This window comes from Pectobacterium polonicum (genome assembly GCF_005497185.1).
In the GTDB taxonomy this organism is placed as follows: Bacteria; Pseudomonadota; Gammaproteobacteria; order Enterobacterales; family Enterobacteriaceae; genus Pectobacterium; species Pectobacterium polonicum.
The window spans coordinates 100,527-120,392 of the sequence record NZ_RJTN01000015.1; the positions used below are offsets into that span (position 1 = coordinate 100,527).

10 protein-coding genes are annotated in these 19,866 nt (G+C 53.0%); 8 read left to right on the forward strand and 2 right to left on the reverse strand.

Annotation, left to right across the window (positions count from 1 at the left end; translation table 11 throughout):
- Position 1 precedes the first annotated feature (1 nt).
- The gene (gene bcsF, locus EDI29_RS15275; protein WP_137741580.1) at positions 2–220 is read right to left on the reverse strand and encodes a cellulose biosynthesis protein BcsF; all 219 of its coding nucleotides are present in this window, start codon (positions 218–220) and stop codon (positions 2–4) included.
- Positions 220–1,809, reverse strand: a complete 1,590-nt coding sequence (gene bcsE / locus EDI29_RS15280; protein WP_137741570.1) for a cellulose biosynthesis protein BcsE — start codon at positions 1,807–1,809, stop codon at positions 220–222. The genes bcsF and bcsE overlap by 1 nt, the downstream gene beginning before the upstream one ends.
- A 514-nt stretch (positions 1,810–2,323) precedes the next feature.
- Here bcsE and bcsR point away from each other — a divergent pair.
- From bcsR to EDI29_RS15320, 8 genes are all read left to right on the forward strand, one after another.
- Complete coding sequence (gene bcsR / locus EDI29_RS15285) at positions 2,324–2,533, forward strand: cellulose biosynthesis protein BcsR (protein WP_167494520.1); 210 nt, start codon at positions 2,324–2,326, stop codon at positions 2,531–2,533.
- Between the two features lie 2 nt (positions 2,534–2,535).
- Positions 2,536–3,273, forward strand: a complete 738-nt coding sequence (bcsQ, locus tag EDI29_RS15290; RefSeq protein WP_137741571.1) for a cellulose biosynthesis protein BcsQ — start codon at positions 2,536–2,538, stop codon at positions 3,271–3,273.
- Positions 3,270–5,969 carry a UDP-forming cellulose synthase catalytic subunit gene (gene bcsA, locus EDI29_RS15295; RefSeq protein WP_137741572.1) on the forward strand — a complete coding sequence of 900 codons (2,700 nt, stop codon included), beginning with the start codon at positions 3,270–3,272 and terminating at the stop codon, positions 5,967–5,969. The genes bcsQ and bcsA overlap by 4 nt, the downstream gene beginning before the upstream one ends.
- Before the next feature lie 74 nt (positions 5,970–6,043).
- The gene (gene bcsB, locus EDI29_RS15300) at positions 6,044–8,365 is read left to right on the forward strand and encodes a cellulose biosynthesis cyclic di-GMP-binding regulatory protein BcsB (protein WP_137741573.1); all 2,322 of its coding nucleotides are present in this window, start codon (positions 6,044–6,046) and stop codon (positions 8,363–8,365) included.
- A gap of 6 nt (positions 8,366–8,371) precedes the next feature.
- Positions 8,372–9,487 (forward strand): cellulose synthase complex periplasmic endoglucanase BcsZ, encoded by a 1,116-nt coding sequence (gene bcsZ, locus EDI29_RS15305; protein ID WP_137741574.1) that lies wholly within the window; start codon positions 8,372–8,374, stop codon positions 9,485–9,487.
- Positions 9,469–12,948 (forward strand): cellulose synthase complex outer membrane protein BcsC, encoded by a 3,480-nt coding sequence (gene bcsC / locus EDI29_RS15310; protein WP_137741575.1) that lies wholly within the window; start codon positions 9,469–9,471, stop codon positions 12,946–12,948. Before bcsZ ends, bcsC begins: the two co-directional genes overlap by 19 nt.
- Positions 12,949–13,206: 258 nt before the next feature.
- The gene (locus EDI29_RS15315) at positions 13,207–14,889 is read left to right on the forward strand and encodes a ShlB/FhaC/HecB family hemolysin secretion/activation protein (protein WP_137741576.1); all 1,683 of its coding nucleotides are present in this window, start codon (positions 13,207–13,209) and stop codon (positions 14,887–14,889) included.
- 38 nt (positions 14,890–14,927) lie between these two features.
- Positions 14,928–19,866: two-partner secretion domain-containing protein (locus tag EDI29_RS15320; RefSeq protein ID WP_137741577.1), on the forward strand; the 4,939-nt coding region annotated here is incomplete at its 3' end.

The window sequence follows — 19,866 nt, forward strand, 5'->3', positions numbered from 1 at the left end:
TTTATTTTTTAGTCTCTGCTGAAGTCGGCGTGGTTGAGACCGTCTTGGTTGAAGAAGGGCTACGCATCCAGACACTGGCTGGCTTCAGGTAGCGCGGCGACAATAGCCTGTTTTTCCAATACTGAAGCCAGTGGGGGATCACACGGTGCGCCAGATAGCCAAGCGTAAAGAAGATGACTGCGCTTAATAGCACCAGTTGAACGATATCAATCAGATTCATCATGATGGTTCTCCCGGTACACGGGCCGGTAAATCGGGTCCCAGTAAATCAGGTTTGAGTAAATCAATCGCAATAGGCTCACGCCGCGGCGTCTGGCTGCGCGGTGCCGATTCGGTCTGCTGCAATTGGACATAGTCGTTAATCTGCCGCTCTTGCTCCAGCGTATCGCCCTGCACCAGCGATTTAACTTCTGCCAGAATCTGTAAGTCTTGTGACCAGACAATCCGATTGCTGAACGCTTCATCCACCGGCAGACGGAAAATGGATTTCAACGCGATATCCAGCTCATTCAGACGGCAATTGGACAGGAACAAAAACAGGCGACCCTGCGCGATCGTGACGACATCACCAAAGCGTCGCAGTGTACACAGCGTCAACGCCTGCGCCGCCCGCACGCCCGGCACGGGGCGCAATGCGACCAGCACACCTTTGCTGCCTTCTGGCATCAGCGTGCTATCAATCAACATCTGCACAGACTGCCGAAATGTCTCTGGAGGCTGGTAGCCCTTAATCTGTAGCGGCCGCATGGTGGTCAGCAAGACGTCAACATCGACAGGAACATGTTTAGTAAAGCGCTGCCCTTGCACGCTTTCAATCCGTGTCAGGAAGCGAGATAGCGGTTCCGAATGGGAGACAATAAGATTTGCACCACACGCCAATAACAAGCGTTCGTCGCTGGCGCGCAGGCAGGGCTTCATTTCCCGCACCACAATCTTCAGCAATTCACCACGCTGCCGCCGCAGGCTATGAACCTGTTTGACGAGTGTATCCACCTGATTGGTTTGATTCAGTGCAAAAACGAGCGTCGCCGCATTCGTCAACATGCCGGTTTGTACCAAAATGGCATTGTCCTCCAGTAACTGCCAATTTTCTGACAGCGCAGGGGCCCCCTCCATCACGCTCTTTTCCATCAGAAAGAGCCCATCGTCATTCAGAGATGGCGTGAGGATGGGCTCCTCTTCCGCCAGCATTTGCCAACCGTCATTATCGGGTTGCAGCATTTGTACCTTATTCGCCCGCACGCCTCTTTCCGTTGCCCACCATGACACCAGATACTGTGCGCGATCCTGCTGCCATTGCAGGCTGGCCAAGCCGTAAAGCCCGCGGTGTTGGGAGATCAGCATATTTCTCAAACGGGTTACGCCGCTGCTATGGCTGAGAACCACCAGTGTACACTGGCGCTGATGTAGCCATACTGCCGTGTCATCCACCCAACGCTGTAGTCTTTCCGGTGAAATATCTCGCCACAGGCTGGCGGGAGCATAAAGCACTAACAGACGATGTTCCGGACGTAATGCGCGCATCAAGTCGTCGGTTAAATTCAGCAACGCGGCTTTATTTTCCGGCAATATATAGCAAGATAACTGTTTTGTTTCGGTATTAAACAATGTCGTCAACAGCGCGTCAGACCGTTCCCCACAGCCGATTAACGCCACTCTCGCGTCGTTATTTTGGCTATGCATAACTTGTTGGCAAAATAATGCGGCATCAACCTGTCGATCAATATTTACCCAATAAAATCCCGCCAGTTGGAGCGTAGCCAGCTCATCCCAAAGGTGACGGATACCTAATGAAAAGTTCTGCTTCATAGACTGATTTTCTTTTCCGTTAATGGCAGCAACCAACCCTTAAATATTCCCTAGATAATTCGAATTGCAGGCAGGCGGCGATAGGACATACACCAGTAGGAGACTGGCGTGGCAAACCTGCTGGAAGCAGATTTGAACGCTGCTTGCCGCGGCCCTTTACGGCGGGCCGGGTACTTAAGAAAGTCAACGCATAGGCAACTCGAAGTATGACGAGAATGACGCAGTCAAAATAAACTCTAGCAGCCCCTTGTAGGATCACAACGTCCCGCCATTAATTATTCCGATCCCTTGATAAATCACCTCATTACTATTTTTGGCTATTCACATTGCAATCGCGAATTCATTGCTATAGTTAATTGGCACACCTGACTACATTATTATTAAAGACAGCAGAGGTATTGTCCTTCATCTGCCAGACTGTCCGTTATGGGTGCAAGAACCACTACATCTGCCATTCAGATGTTTCCCTTTATCGATCTCAATGATAATGGATAGCCTATTTCAGAGGCATGGAATGAATAACGAACCGACTCGTATAGATACCCGTACACGCGCCGATTTAACCGAAAACGCAAGAACCGATGACGATCTACGGGTCCTCAGTCAGGCTTTTTCTTTGCCTGAAATAAGTTATATCGATATTTCCCGTCAGGCGCGTCTGAGCCAAATGATGGCTCGCTGGCCGCTGCTGGATGAATTAAAAGAACCGGCTGGGAGCAACTGACAATGCCCGTTATTGCATTGCAAGGAATCCGCGGAGGCGTAGGAACAACCTCGATAACCGCCGCACTGGGATGGGCCTTCCAACGGCTAGGCGAATCCGCACTGGTGATTGATTTCTCGCCGGACAATTTGCTACGCATTAACTTTAATATGTCGTTTGAGCAGCGTCGCGGCTGGGCGCGGGCGGAAACCGACGGCGCACCGTGGCAAACGGGTGCCATGCAGTATCTCCCCGGTCTGGATTTTCTGCCGTTTGGTCGCCTGAACATGCAGGAAGTCGCCACGCTTCAACAGCATTACCACCAACACGCCGCACTCTGGCAAAACAATCTGGCGCAGCTCAGCGCGGCGGGTCGCCACCGTTGGATACTGATCGACGTGCCGGCAGACAATAGCCCGCTTACGCGACAAGCGTTAGCTACCGCCAACACGGTTTTTCAGGTGGTTGTCGCGGATGCCAACTGCCATTCACGTCTACATCAACAGGCGTTACCGCGCCAGTGCCATTTTCTGGTTAATCAATTTTCTACCCTCAGTACGCTCCAGCAGGATTTACACCAGCTCTGGCTACACACGCTGTCACACCTGCTGCCGCTGGTGGTACATCGTGACGAAGCGTTGGCAGAATCACTGATGCTAAAACAGCCACTAGGCGAATGCCGCCCGGACAGCGTGGCGGCGGAAGAGATCATGACGTTGGCAAACTGGTGCCTGATTCACGTCAAGGAAAGCGGCGTATGAGTGGCATCCTGCGCGTATTCCTCGTTCCGCCCGCCAGACAGGCGATACAGCGGCGTTATCGCGGCTATCGTCAGCAGGGTGCCTCCGCCTTTGCTGCTTTTTTCGCTACGCTGTTTGCGATACTCGGCTGGATCGTCCTGCGGCTGGAATCTGACAGTTGGCAACAAATCCGCGCGCAGCGAACCTATTGGTTCCCGCACATCTCGCCTCAACGCCCGCGCCCAGCCGATGTGCTTCGCTATCTGACACAGGGTATTTGGCTGCTAACTATCAAAAACGGCCAGTTACCCACATCACGCCGCCGTGTCTTCTCCGCGCTACCGCGCTGGCGGCAGCGCTACATGAACACGCAGCAAAAGCTATTTACCCGCTTTAGCCACGCCAATACTGACGATCGTGAAGACAGTCAATCAAGCACCACATCGACGAACCGCGTACAAAGTCTGGTCACGGTGGCACTGAGTCTGCTGTGTGCGGCGCTAGCACTTCTGTGCATCACGCAGCCGTTTGATTTGCTATCGCAGTTTATTTTTATGACGCTGCTGTGGGGCATCGCCATGCTCGTTCGCAACATGCCGGGACGCATGCCGACGCTCATGATGATCGCACTCTCTTTCACGGTGTCGTGTCGTTACCTGTGGTGGCGCTATACCGAAACCCTGAACTGGGACGATCCCCTCAGCCTGGTATGCGGCCTGCTGCTGCTGGCAGCGGAAACCTACGCCTGGGTGGTGTTGGTGCTAGGCTATTTTCAGACGATCTGGCCGCTGAACCGTCATCCCGTTTCGCTGCCCGACGACAGCAATACGTGGCCGACCGTCGATCTGATGATCCCAACCTACAATGAGCCGTTGAGCGTGGTGAAACCGACGGTGTATGCCGCGCTCGGTATCGACTGGCCTAAAGATAAGCTCAATATTTATATTCTGGATGACGGCGGGCGCGCCGAATTTAAAGCCTTCGCTGAAGAAGTCGGCGTCCATTACATCGCCCGCGTCACACACGAACACGCCAAGGCCGGTAACATCAACAATGCCCTGAAGCAGGCGAAAGGCGAGTTCGTTGCCATTTTCGACTGCGACCACGTCCCTACCCGCTCCTTTTTGCAGTTAACCATGGGGTGGTTTTTCAAAGACAAAAAGCTGGCGATGTTACAAACACCGCACCATTTCTTCTCGCCCGATCCGTTTGAGCGCAATCTGGGACGCTTCCGCCGCACGCCCAATGAAGGCACGCTGTTCTACGGTCTGGTTCAGGACGGTAACGACATGTGGGATGCCACGTTCTTCTGCGGCTCCTGCGCCATCCTGCGGCGTAAACCGCTGGATGAGATTGGCGGCATTGCGGTCGAAACGGTGACGGAAGATGCCCATACCTCACTGCGCCTGCATCGCCGTGGCTACAGTTCAGCCTATATCCGCATTCCGCAGGCGGCGGGACTGGCAACCGAGAGTCTCTCGGCTCACATCGGTCAGCGTATTCGCTGGGCGCGCGGGATGGTGCAAATTTTCCGGTTGGATAACCCTTTATTCGGCAAAGGGCTGAAGCTCGGGCAGCGGTTGTGTTACGCCAATGCCATGATGCACTTTCTGTCCGGTATTCCCCGGCTGATCTTCCTGACCGCGCCGCTGGCGTTTCTCCTGATGCACGCTTACATCATCTTCGCCCCGGCGTTAGCGATTGCGCTCTACGTTCTGCCACATATGGTGCACGCTAGCCTGACCAACTCACGCATTCAGGGCCGCTACCGCCACTCTTTCTGGAGTGAAATCTATGAAACCGTGCTGGCATGGTACATCGCCCGCCCTACCACCGTAGCGCTGTTTAACCCACACAAAGGGAAATTCAACGTGACGGCCAAGGGGGGACTGGTTGAAGAACAGCATGTCGACTGGGTGATTACGCGGCCTTATCTGGTGCTCGTACTGCTGAATATTGCTGGCGTGCTCTATGGCATCTGGCGTCTGATTTACGGGCCGCCAGAAGAGATCATGACGGTGCTCATCAGCCTGCTCTGGGTTGTGTATAACATGACCATTTTAGGCGGTGCGGTTGCGGTTGCCGTAGAAGCCAAGCAGGTACGTCAGGCACACCGGGTGGAGATGTCGATGTCCGCTGCCATCCTCCGTGCCGATGGCCACCTTTTCCCCTGTGTTCTACGCGACTACTCTGATGGCGGTGTCGGCGTTGAAGCCCGTGAATCAGGCATTCTTCAGGTCGGGGACAACATTTCGCTGTTGTTAAAACGCGGTCAGCAGGAGTACGCCTTTCCTTTCAGCGTCACCCGCGCATTCGACAACAAAATTGGCCTGCGTATGACCAACCTGACCATCCGCCAGCATATTGATTTCATTCAATGTACCTTTGCCCGCGCCGATACCTGGGCGCTCTGGCAAGACAGCTTCCCGCAGGATAAACCCGTCGAAAGTCTGGTCGATGTGCTGGCTCTCGGCTTTCGCGGCTACCTGCGTCTGGCCGATTACGCCCCGCCAGTGATACGCAATATCATCCTGGCCTTCCTCAACATCGTGGTGTGGGTCGTGTCATTCATCCCGCGCTATGTAGGAAGACGTGCTGTAACCGACCCGCCAGATGCTGTACTGGCGAAAAAGGCCGTACATCGGGGCAATACGCCGTCTGCCCATGAAACGCGATTTGCACAAGAGAACCTGTTTACAGAAAAGACAGTGGCTTGATTGCCATTCACAGGCCGTGACCAACGGTCTTTTTCCCGACAAAGAAAAAGACCCTTAACATTGATGATGACACAATGACGAAAAAAATAATCTGGTTCACCGCATTGGCTTTAGGCGTCAGCTCATTATCGCAGGCTGTCACCGCGCCGCATGCACCAACTCCGGCTGCGGGAGGTGCCGCCCAGCCACCCGCCAATGCTGCCACCGCAGCGACGGCGATGCCCGCGATCCCTCAGGCGCAACCGCAGGAGAACGCCGCCGTGCGCAACATGGTGCTGCCGTTTGCGCAAATCGCGCCTGCACCGGGCACATTTGCGCTACGCGGTATCAATCCCAACGGACAGATTGAATTCGGCGTTCGCAGCGATGAAGTTGTAACGCAGGCCTCGCTCGATCTCGAATTTACGCCGTCACCCGCGTTGATCCCCACCGAATCTCATATCAAGGTTTACCTGAACAATGAGCTGATGGGCGTCACCGCAATTAGCAAGGAGCAGATGGGTAAGTCCAACCGCGTTCGTATTCCTATCGATCCGCGCTACATCACGGACTTCAACCGCCTGCAACTGGTGTTCGTCGGCCATTATCAAAACATCTGTGAAAACCCGGCCAGCACCAGCCTGTGGTTGGATATCAGCAAAGCCAGCGCGCTCAATCTGCAATTTCAGAAGCTGACGCTGAAAGACGACCTATCGCCGTTCCCTGCACCATTTTTTGACAGCCGCGATACTCGTCCACTGACATTGCCCATCGTCTTTGCCGGCCAGCCGGATCTGGTGCAACAGCGTGCCGCCGCCATGCTCGCCTCCTGGTTTGGCAGCAAAGCACAATGGCGCGGGCAATCTTTCCCTGCTCTTTTCAACCAACTGCCAGATCGCCACGGCATTGTTTTCGCCACCAACAACAAGCGCCCTGATTTCCTGCGCGATGCCCCTGCCGTGAACGGACCGACGGTGTCTCTCATCAGCCACCCTGACGATCCCCACGTTAAGCTATTATTGGTGCAGGGTCGTGATGATAATGAGTTGCTCACCGCCGTGCAGGGCATTGCACAGGGGAACACGCTGTTCCGTGGGCAAAGCGTTACCATCGATAAGGTCGAACAGCTCGCCCCACGCCAACCGTATGATGCGCCAAACTGGGTACGCACCGACCGCCCGATGACCTTCGCCGAGCTTCAGCAATACAACGAGCAGTTGCAAACCGACGGTATCGTACCTCGGCCAATTTCACTGACGATGAACCTGCCGCCTGATCTGTTTCTTATCCGCAGTCAGGGTATCGACATGCGCCTGAAATATCGCTACACCGCGCCGCAGGTGCAGGACGGTTCACGTCTGAGCATCAATCTAAACAACCAGTTTGTACAAGCCTTCTCGCTGGCTGCGGAACACGACCAGAATTCCCTGTTGATGCGCTTGCCGCTCACACAGGGGTTATTGGATTCCAACAAAACTCTGACTATCCCTGCGTTGAAACTGGGCACCATCAACCAGCTACGCTTTGATTTCAATTACACCACGCTGCTCTCCAGCGGCACGGCTGACCGCTGTGAAACCTATACACCGGTCGTGAATCACGCCGTCATCGATAGCAATTCAACCATTAACTTCTCTGGCTATCGCCACTTTATGGCCATGCCGGATCTACGTGCTTTTGCCAATGCGGGCTACCCATTCAGCCGACTGGCTGACCTATCACAAACGCTGGTACTGGTGAACAAACAGCCGCAACCCGCTCAGGTCAGCGCCATGCTGAACGCCATCGGTAATATTGGTGCACAAACTGGCTACCCAGCATTGGCGGTACAGCTCAGCGATGATTGGACACAGGTCGACAAGCAGGACAGCGATATTTTGATGATCGGCACTATCCCGCCTGAGCTGCACGACAACAGCAAAATCAATCTGCTGGTCGAGCAAACGCAAAGTTGGATCAAGCAGCCGATACGCCAGACCGCTATCCCGGACATCAGCTCGCCCGACTCTGACGCGAAACCAGACAGTAAAACCACCGTCAGCAGCACTGGTGCGATGTCGGCGATTATTGGCTTTCAGTCTCCGTATCACGACCAGCGCAGTGTTGTCGCCTTACTGGCCGATAGTCCACAGGGTTATACGCTACTCAATAACGCGCTGATCGACAGCGAAAAAAGAGCCTCTCTGTTCGGTTCCGTTTCCGTCATCCGCGAATCGGGCATCAATAATCTGCGTGTCGGAGACGTTTATTACGTCGGCCATCTGCCGTGGTGGGAACGTATCTGGCACGCATTAGCACAACATCCCATCTGGCTCGCGGTCATATCGACGCTCACCGTGATTATTGTTGCCTGGCTGCTGTGGCGTGGCCTGAAATTCTTCAGCCGCCGTCGTCTGTCGCCGGATGAAAGGGACTAACGCACCATGCCGCGCGTGCTGCGCTACCTGATCCCCACGCTGCTGTGGCTATGGACTTCCCTGGCCACCGCCGCTGTCTGCGACTGGCCCGCCTGGGAGCAGTACAAGCAGTATTACATCAGCGAGGAAGGACGGGTGATTGATACCTCAACACCCAATAAAATCACCACGTCCGAAGGGCAAAGCTACGCCCTATTCTTTGCGCTGGTCGCTAACGATCGCGTGATGTTTGATCGGCTGCTGAAATGGACGGAGGACAACCTGTCCGCAGGCGATTTAAGTGCCAATCTGCCCGCCTGGCTGTGGGGAGAAAGCAAAGATAAGCAGTGGACGGTGCTCGACCCTAACTCCGCGTCCGATGCCGATTTGTGGATCGCCTATAACCTGCTTGAAGCGGGTCGGTTGTGGAAAGATACGCGCTACAGCACGCTGGGCACGGCGCTACTTAAACGTATTGCCAAGGAAGAGGTCGTGACTATTCCGGGGCTGGGCGTGATGCTCTTGCCCGGCAAAGTGGGTTTCGCAGAGAAAGAGAGCTGGCGCTTGAACCCCAGCTACCTGCCGCCACAGTTGCTGGCCCGCTTTGCTCCGTTAGGTGAAACGTGGAAAGCCATGCAACGCACCACGCAGCGCCTGCTGTTGGAAACCGCACCGAAAGGATTTTCACCTGATTGGGTCATCTGGCAAAAAGGCAAAGGTTGGCAACCCGATACCACCAAACCCAATATCGGTAGCTATGACGCTATTCGCGTCTATCTGTGGGCGGGGATGATGGCTGACAGCAGCAGAGGGAAAGCCGACTTGATCAAACAGTTTCAGCCCATGATTCAGCAGACGATCCAACAAGGGCTACCACCTGAAAAAACGGACACGGCAACAGGTGCCGTCACCGGACAGGGGTCGGTAGGGTTTTCCGCTTCACTGCTGCCAATGCTATCCCGCCAGCCGGATGCGCTAGCCGCCCAGCGGCAACGACTCACCGCGAATCCACCGGGTGACGATGCCTATTTCTCTGCTTCTCTGACGCTCTTTGGTCAGGGATGGGATGAGAAGCGCTACCGCTTCACGTCACAAGGCCAACTTTTACCATCGCGGGGTAGCCAATGCACAACAACACCGTAAACTGGCTGCGCCTCCTCCCGTTATTGTTGATTGCGGCACCGCAGGCCTACAGCGCAGAAACCGCATCACCAGAACAGTTCCTGATGGATCAAGTGCGTTTGGGAGAAGCCAGCAATAAAGACGATATCGTGCGCCAGTCACTCTATCGACTGGAACTGATCAACCCGGATAACCCCGATGTTATCGCTGCCAGATTGCGGCTGGTACTGCGTCAAGGCGATCAGGCGCAGGCGCGCCAGCAGTTGGAAAAGTTAAAGGCTGTGGCACCCAACTCTGCCATCTACCGTCAGTCAGCAATAACGCTGGCGCTGACGCAGGAAGAACCGCGTAAACAATTGCAGCAGGCGCGCTTGTTATCAGCATCCGGGCGCTATGCGGAAGCCAAAGTGCAATATGACGCGCTCTTTCACGGCGACCCACCCACGCTCGAGCTTGCCGTGGAGTATTGGCGTCTGGTTTCACGTTTGCCAAACCAGCAACCTCTTGCCATTAAGCAACTGGAAACGCTGGATCAGGCCTATCCTAATAATGTGCCGCTGCGCATGGCGCTATCGCGCTTGTTGTTTAGTCAGAATCGTAACGAACAAGCCTATCCCCTACTGAAGCAGCTTTCTAACGATCCTGTCGGACGTGGACAGGCGGCTTCGCTGTGGCTGGAAATTATTGGCCGGATGCTGGTTACACCACAAAGCGTGGCTGAACTAAACCGTTTTCTGACCGTGTTTGATGAAGGTGAGCAGGCAGAAACCGCACGTAAAGAACTCAGTCGTCAGCAGGGAATACTCGCCGACCCGGTTTATCAGGGTCGGCTGCGCGCGCTGGCACAGATTGAGGATGGCGGCGGCAATAGCGCCACGCTTGGCGAGTTAAATAAAGCGCTGGCTGCCACGCCAAACGATCCTGAGCTGATCGGCGCAGTGGGTCTGGTTTATCTGCGCGCAGGCGATCGGGCAAAAGCACTGACACAGTTCCAGAAAGCATTGCAGGCGGATACTGATCGCCTCAACAGCGGTAAATGGGAAGGTCTCATCCAAAGCACGCAATATTGGAACACGATTGCGGAAGGCGACAACGCGCTGAAAGCTAACAACCTACCGCTGGCGCGGCAGAAGTATCAGCAGGCACGTCAAATGGATAACACCAATGCTTATGCGCTGATTGGTCTGGGCGACGTGGCTGTTGCCAGTAAAAATGATGCCGCCGCACAACCACTCTATCAACAGGCTTTACATCTCGAACCCAGCAATGACAACGCCTTGCGCGGTCTGGTCGGTATTTACCAACGCCAATCGCCGGAGAAAGCACTCGCTTACCTCAACAGCCTGCCGCGCAGCCAGCAGAATACCCAGCGAGAGACACTTGCTGCCCTGCAACTCGACATCCTGAAACAGCAGGCGGATCGGTTGGCAGAGCAGCAGCAATGGGCGCAGGCGGAGGAGAAATACCGTCAGGCGAACCAGCAAGACCCGAATGACGTCTGGCTGGCCTATCACTATGCTCAGGTACTGCGCCAACAGGGGAAAACGCAGCAGGCGGACAGCGTGGTACAGCGTGCTACTGCCGTTCCACCCGCCAGCGCGGAAAAAAACTATGTTTACTCACTTTACCTGTCGTCCACCAACCGGGATGTGCAAGCACTCGCTCACCTGAACACGCTTCCCACAGCGCAATGGAGCGATGATATGCGCGACTTATCCCAGCGTCTGGCAATGCAGACCCGGCTTGCGAAAGCGGAAGCGATGCGCGATTCAGGTAACGAATCTGCCGCCATTGCATTCCTGCGTCAACAACCGACAGACCCTCGTATCGATCTATTGTTGGCAGACTGGACGCTGGCACGGGGTGAATACGCGACGGCACTGACGGAATATCAACGCATCCGCATACGTGAGCCACAGAACCCTGACGCACAACTGGGCGAGATCGACGCGTTTATCGCGCAGGGTCGGCAAGATGACGCGCGCCAGCGTCTGAACCAGCTCTCAGCACAGGCGGCAGAGTCCCTCAACGGCCAGCGGCGCGTCGCCAACGCCTGGCAAGCGGTAGGGAATCCACAAAAATCGACAGCGCTTTTCCATCAGCTAAAAATCGACGCCCAGAAAGAACCGATCGGTCAGGGCAAAGCATTGGTCTACCGCGATGCGGCACGGGTTGAACAGCAGCAGTCTCAACCAGAGCAGGCAAAGCAGGACTATAAACAGGCCATGGTTGCCAGCAGCATTACCCCCGCGCTGCCACAAAGCGACGACGACTACACCCGACTGACGCGTAATCATCGCAGCGACGACTGGCTACAACGCAGCATCCGCGCCGATGCCGCAGATCTGTATCGCAAACAGGATATTACCGTCACCCTCGATCATGATTACTCGAGTTCGAGCGGCACCGGGGGGATTTCCGATCTAAGCGCTCACAACACCCTGTTGCAGGTAGATATGCCGCTGTACGATGGCCGTGCCTTCTTCCGCACCGATACTGTGCAGATGAACGCCGGTTCCTTCTCAGCAGACAGTACCGGTGCCTACCGGGAAACCTTCGGCACCTGCGCCACGCGGGACTGTTTCGACGGGAAATCACAGAAAGCGACTGGCACCAGCGTCGCCACAGGCTGGAAAAACAACCGTTGGTCAGCGGATATCGGCACCACGCCGCTCGGCTTTGACGTGGTCGATGTCGTCGGCGGTGCCAGCTACAGCGGCGACTGGCGGCAAATCGGCTGGACGGCGACCGCCTCACGCCGCCCGATCTCCAGCTCATTACTGGCATTCGGCGGCACCAGAGATCCGGGCACCGGCGTTACCTGGGGCGGCGTACGTGCGACGGGTGTTAGCCTTGGTCTGAGCTACGATCGGGGCGAAGCACACGGCGTCTGGAGTGATTTCAGCGTCCACCAGATTACCGGTAAAAACGTGGCTGATAACGATCGCGCCCGTGCGATGGCGGGCTACTACTACAAGCTGATTAACGAAGATAACCGACGTGTCACGGTCGGTCTGAACAGCATGTGGTGGCGACACCAGAAAGACTTAAGCGGCTACTCACTCGGTCAGGGCGGCTACTACAGCCCACAGCAATACTTCTCGCTGGGCGTGCCGGTAAACTATCGGCAACGGACGGAAAACTGGTCGTGGGAACTTGGCGGATCGCTGTCGTGGTCACGCTCCTCTACCAAAGACCAGCGACGCTATCCGCTAACTGGCCTGCTCGGTAACGCCGCGCTCACCGACAGGGACACCGTCGAACAAGGCAGCAGCAGTTCCGGTTTCGGCTATACGGCGCGTGCCATCGTCGAACGCCGCCTCAGCTCACACTGGACGCTGGGTGTCGGTATCGACATTCAGCAGGCGAAGGACTACACCCCAAGCCACGGCCTCCTTTACCTGCGCTACTCCGCCTCCGGCTGGCAGGGCGATCTCGACAGCCCACCGCAGCCGCTTACACCGTACGCAGACTTTAAGTAACCGTCCTCACTTCAGACTTTATAGGGTTTCCATCATAGCGGAAACCCTATGATAAATATAAAGATGACGCTATCTTGCGATAGAGTTACCTGCCTATTTATATAAAAATGATAATGACTATCATTTTTATTCTCATAAATTAAATTTCTCAATGCATTCTGTCGAATTTCTATCGGGTATCGATTTTACCTAGCCACGGCATAAGGCATTTGTGTATATAAGCGCAAAATGTAAATCAACGTAAGGATTGCGTTCATTTTGTGTAAAACTCTTTCTTTTATAAGCCTTATTTTTTTGAGTCTCAGCGGCTCAACCTTTGTAGCCACCGCCATCAGCCCAACGGATCGAGATGCGCTGGAATTCCAACAAAAGTCATTACTGGAACAGGCCAAACAGCAGCGTTTATCGCTGGAAAACGGCACCACCTTAACAATACCGACAGTCACCGCACCAACCATAAAGGATGCCGTCTGTTTCCCCATCCAAAAGATTGTTTTTCATGATGCAGAGTCACTCCCAGCGAAAGATCGCACGGCCATTCAGCAACGCTACCAAAGCCGCTGCCTTGATTTAGCCACAATCCATAACGCCGTAAGGGAAACCACTAACGCCTACCTCAATCGTGGCTTTGTCACCAGCCAAGCCTATTTACAAGAGCAAGACCTCTCCGGCGGCACGCTCATCATCAGCGTCAGCGAGGGAAAGATAGAAGCCATTCGCATGGAAGGGGAAACGCCACTCGCAATCAAGATGGCCTTCCCCAGGCTGGAAGGACATATTCTTAATCTGCGCGACATCGAACAAGGGATGGAACAGTTGAACCGTCTGCCTTCGCGGCAGGTTGCCATTGATATTCAACCGGGAAAACAAGCAGGAAGTTCGATTGTTTATCTCAAACGCACCACACAAGCCCGCCCTGTCACCCTCACTCTCAGCGCTGACAACAGCGGACAAAAAAACACGGGCCGCGAACAGCTTTCGACCCACCTTACCCTCGACAACCCGCTGCGGCTCGCCGATCGCTGGTGGCTCACCGCCAGCCGCGATAGTGCGTTCAGCCATAGCTATGGCAGCAAAGCCTTATCGGGCGGGATGTCTTTGCCTTATGGCTACTGGACGCTCGGCTACCAATACGCCTGGAATGACTTTTTCCAACCGATCCCGATCGGCAGCAGCGCGTATCGCTATGAAGGGCAAAGTAATACTCATCGGCTCAGCCTTAACAGAACGCTCTATCGGGATGGGAAACAGAAGCTGGCGTTGGATAGCGCATTCTCTCGTCGACGCACCGAGAACCGGATGGCGGGTGAGCGTCTTGAAGTCAGCAGCCCTACGGTCAGTAGCGCCAGCCTTGGGCTCAGCTATAGCACCACGCTGGCCGGGGGATATTTTACGCTCAACCCAATGTTAAGCCACGGCCTGCGGAGCTGGGGCGCGACGGATGACGTAAAAGAGAGCAGTGGCCTGCCGCGCAGCGAGTTCCGCAAATTTAGCGTCAGCAGCAGCTATTTCTATCCGCTTGCACCTTCGCTGACCTTCCTGACATCCCTTTACGGCCAAATCACGCCGGACAACCTGTATACCAGCGAACGCATCTCGCTCGGCGGCGAGTATTCCGTCCGGGGCTTTAAGGAACAGACGCTAACTGGCAACCGGGGTTTCTACTGGCGTAATGAACTGAACTGGCAATTCACCACCCTGCCGTTCTTGGGTGATATCGCATTAACCACCGCGTTGGATAGCGGGTGGATCGCGGGGAAAGCTGGCAAAGTCGATGGCGGCAATATGACCGGTGCTTCCGTCGGCCTGTCCGCGTCTTCACGTTGGGTAAGCCAATCGGTGTCTTTCGGTATGCCGCTGCACTTTCCAGACGATCTCCATCCCGATAACGCCGTCGTTTACTGGCAAGTCTCCCTCCCCGTTACAGCACTTTTTGATTAAGCATTTATTCACAGCAAAAGGAAAACAAGGAAAGTCACATGGAAAAATTCAATAACCGCGCCACACGCGGACTTAGCTATCTGCTGATCTACATGACCGCGATCCAACCGTTACACCCCGCGTTCGCGGCGCTCACGCCAGACGGCCCACGCACGCAGGTCAACAACGCGGGTGCTGTCCCAGTCGTGAATATCGCCACGCCGAACGCAGCGGGCGTTTCTCACAACACCTATAAAGATTTCAGCGTCGGGACACCCGGTGCGGTGCTAAACAACAGCATTACCGCGGGTCAATCGCAGTTGGCCGGACAGGTAAACGCTAACGCTAACCTCAATGGCAAAGCGGCCGACCTGATTATCAACGAGGTCACAGGCTCCACCCGCTCAGACCTGCAAGGGAAGGTCGAGGTTTTCGGGAATAAAGCCAACGTATTGATTGCTAATCCTAACGGCATCACCTGTGATGGCTGTGGGTTCATCAATACGCCTTCCGCCACGCTGACAACGGGGAAACCGGTATTAGACCAGCAAGGCGCACTGGAAGCGCTGGAGATTAAAAAAGGCAGCATTACCATTGGCGGAAAAGGCTTGGACGGTTCAGCGACGGATTATGTCGATATCCTCAGCCGGGCAACCGAACTGAACGGCAAAATCAACGCGAAAAGCCTGACGCTTACCCAAGGCAGCAACCGGGTCGATTTCAAAACCGGCACAATTACTCCCATCGCCGGAGAAGGTGCTAAACCGCTGCTGGCAGTCGATACCAAAGCGCTCGGCGGCATGTATGCAGAACGCATCCGGCTTGTGGCAACCGAGGACGGAGTCGGCGCTAACGTCGCTAACCTGACCAGCACTCAACAGGGCATTACGCTGGACAGCAAAGGTAAAATCCAGCTCGGTAATGTACACGCGAAAACCGACCTTAATCTGAATGCACAGCAGGTCGATATTGCTGCTGGCAATACGGTGAAAAGCGGCCGCGATATCACGCTTGCCAGTACCGTATTGAATAACCGAGGGAATATCATCGCGGGCGAAGATATGCGCCTGTTCAACGATAGCCTGACCAACACACAGGCCACCATTGAGGCCAACAACAACCTGTGGATTCAAAAAGACGCGGCAGGGAACAAAGGCGTTAAGGTCGAAAACCGCTCGGGGACGATTAAAACCAATACCGGGGATTTGGTGGTTCGAACGGGGCAGTTGGATAACTTACGTCACCAGTTCACAATAGAAGATAATGACATCGTTCCAACCTCAACATCCATCAAACCTTCAGAAGAAGGTGCAGAGATAACACATCAACCTCATTTTAAAGATAATAAAAATAAGAAATGGTTTGGGGATGCTATTGATAATGGTGTCGCACTGACAATTAATGAGGCGAAGACGCAGTATCTCCTGTCTCAGGAAACGCCTGAAGCTACAATTCTTTCTGGTAAAAATATTTATATTAATGCAACTCAATTGAATAACAATGCCAGTTTGATCTCAGCATCAAACAACATCATGCTTACCGGGAAAAACTTCACCTCGTTAAGCCATCGACTGGGGACAATGGATATACAGTCTGATTATATTTATGATATTGAGGAGAATTTACGGACCCCACCACCAGCCCCCAATTTTTTTGACCCAAATAGAAAAGATTCCTCATGGGTTAAAATATTAGACTCTTTTTACAACTGGCGTGAGAGCCTACCATTATCTTCTCGCATTACGGCTGGAAGTGATCTGGTTGTTGATTTCATAGACACATTAAGCTTTGATAAAAAAGCACCTTACGATATCAAAACCCCAGATACAGTTTTTACTATTACATCTCAGCCAGCTATTACCGCAAAAAACATCGTACTAAATGGAAAGAACATTTTCATCAACGATACGTTACAAGCAACAGGAAACATAACGGCGATAGCAGAAGAAAACATTTCTATCTCTGATGCAAAACTTCAGGCTGAAAAAAATTTATCAGCCATAGCGGGTAATAATATTTCTGCTTTTCAGGGAAATTTCATCAGTCAAAACGCTATGCTCACAAGCCGTACGGGTGACATTACGATACACAGTCAGCCCAAAGATGAAAATTATTTAACAGGGCTTTATTATACACCAGAAAAACGTCAAAAATTCTCCACACTCTCTGCTTCTGATAATCTAGACATTAACTCAGGTGGTAATATACATCTATCTGATATAGAGATATCACAAAGCAAAAATATAGCCATTTCAGCGAATAAAGATATATCATTCATCCATTCTGACAATTTCTTACAACAATCGCCAGATCTTTCTCCATCTTCGGAGCAACGTCAGCCTCTTTACAACGATGCCTTACTAAGAACCAGCGAAGTTAACGCCACGAACGATATTTTAATGAATGCTGGAGGCAGTCTTCTGTTGCAAGGAAAACGCCTTAATGCTGGAAAAGATATCAACCTCAGCGGTGCATTGGATGTAATAATCAATCCGAAGAGTAAAATAAAAGGATATTCTCTCGATTTTCTACCAAGTCGTGCCCCAGAGAGCGTCAGTCAACTATATAGCGGCAATAACCTACAAATTAGCGCAGGACGGGATATTGAAGCTCAAGGAATGAAAGTAAAAAGTAAAGGAAGAGCTACATTAGTCGCTGGGCGCGATTTCACTCTTCCCGCATTAGCATACTCATTCATTGATGATTTAAATGATAACAATAAAGATGATCGCCAATCTGTAGCCTCACTTCATACCGATAAAGAATTAACGCTCTCGGCGAATGGCACTCTTATTGCCACCGGAACCGATTTCTCTTCCGGTGCTGATATGACATTAAGTTCCGGCGGAAAAATGGAATTTAACGCCGTGGCCAATCATGTCTATCGGGAAGGAACCAACGAATATAGTGAGTCCGTTACGCAAAAAAATGCCGTCTTGAACAGCGGAGGAATACTCACTCTGTTATCCAATGGCAGCATTCTCTTCCAGGCGACCCAGCTTATCGCTAAAGGTGCATTAGATGCCGCAGCCAAAGGTGGTTTCCTCTATGCGCAAGCGGCGGAAGAAAGTAGCCATTACGAAAAAACCATTACCACACGCAAATGGTACGGAAAGAAAACCACCATTCGGCAAACCAGCCACAATGTCACGAACAAAGTGACAGAATTCACCGCAGACGGTGATATCAATCTGCTCAGCCGTGATGACAGCACCTATGAAGCCAGCAAAATCAACGCAGGCAAAAACGCCAAGCTGACCAGCACACAAGGCAAGGTGAACTTCAAAGCCGTCAAAAATACGGCATTCGAGCAGACGATCACCACCTCAAAAGGGTTCTTCATCAAGAGCAATGATAAAGGCTATACCAAAGACACCTGGTTGCTTCCAAGCATCTACTCTGGCGGCCAACTGACTATTGATGCCGCGACTGGCATTACCGCTGATGCAAAAACCCAGAATGCGCAGTCCCTGCAAAATGCCCTACTAACGCTAGGTAATAACCCCGGCACAGCCTGGCTGAAAGACTTAAATACCCGCCCCGATGTGCAATGGAACGCGGTACAAGACGCTTACAGTACCTGGAACCACACCACACAAAGCCTGAACCCCGTTGTAGGTGCAGTAATTGCAATCGCTGTTGCGGCGGTAACCGCAGGCACAGGACTGGCAGCAGCAGCGGGTCAGTTGGCTGCTGGTGCTGTGGGAACTGGAGCCAGCGCGACAACAATCGCTGTAGTAAACGGTGCAGCTTATTCAGGCATGACAGCGCTGACCTCGCAGGCGGCAGTCGCGCTAGTGGATAACAAAGGCAATCTGTCCAAAACGTTCCAGGCCATGAGCAACAGCGATTCTGTTAAATCTCTGGTTACCTCAATGGTAATCGGCGGCGCATTAGCAGGCTTCGATGAAATCATGCAATTTAGCCAGGCTGCTAACGGCACAACCGTAATCGACCCCGCTAAGGCTAAGCTCCCCATGCTCAGCAAGGGTGACTGGAGCAAAGTCGCGCAGCGCGTCGCCGGGCAGTCAGTAATCAGCTCCAGCATCGGCACGGCGATTAACGGCGGCAGCTTTAAGGATAATTTCACCACGGCGCTATTAACAGGTGCGGCTAATCAAGCATCGTCTTTTGCAATCAATACTATTGCCAATGATGGCTATATTCAGACCACGACAGGAAAAGCCTTAAGTTATGCTACGCTTTCAGCGCTCGCTGCTGAAATCAGTGGTGGAGATGTTAAAGGTGCAGCCGCTGGCGCATTAGCATCTGAGCTGGCCGCTGGAATTATTGGAGATATCTTCGAGGTCGATAAAAACTGGGAGTTAAAAGTTCGAGAAACATCAAAGTTTATTGGCGGACTAGCTGGCGCTGTTGCTAGTGGTAAAGCTCAGGGGGCTTATAGTGGTGCGAGTGCCGCAGAAATTGTTATTACAAGCAATTATCTGAGTGGCTCTGAAGCGCTGAAATTTGATAAAGAAATGAAGGCTTGTCAAGATACTGGCGGTGACTGCTCAGTCATCATAGAGAAATATAAAAAACTAAGCGATATAAATAGTGAAAAACTAGAAGCACTCTGTAAATCCTACCCTCTTAGTTGCCAAGTATATGACAAAGAGGTTGTTATTGGTGGAGTAAGTATTTCTGACCGCCCAGAATGGCTGGGGTTGTTAGGGGCTTCAGTGATGACCTCCGATGAGGCAAAGGCCTACGTTCAACAGTGGAACGGACAAGATCTGGCTATTATTGATATCAGTAGCCCGTCATGGACCAAATTTGCGGCGTTTGTAACCGATCCCGAAAACCAAGTTGCGCTAGTACCTCTAGCTGGCCTAGGGAAATCGCTGATTCAGACCGCCAGAACTTTCATGGCTAGAAATTCGGCAATCAGCACCGTCAACGCAGCCGAATCTGGTATATTGTGGGGCCAGGGCAACATGAAGCAAGGTATGCCATGGGAAGATTATGTAGGAACAAAATATTCCATTGATACACGTT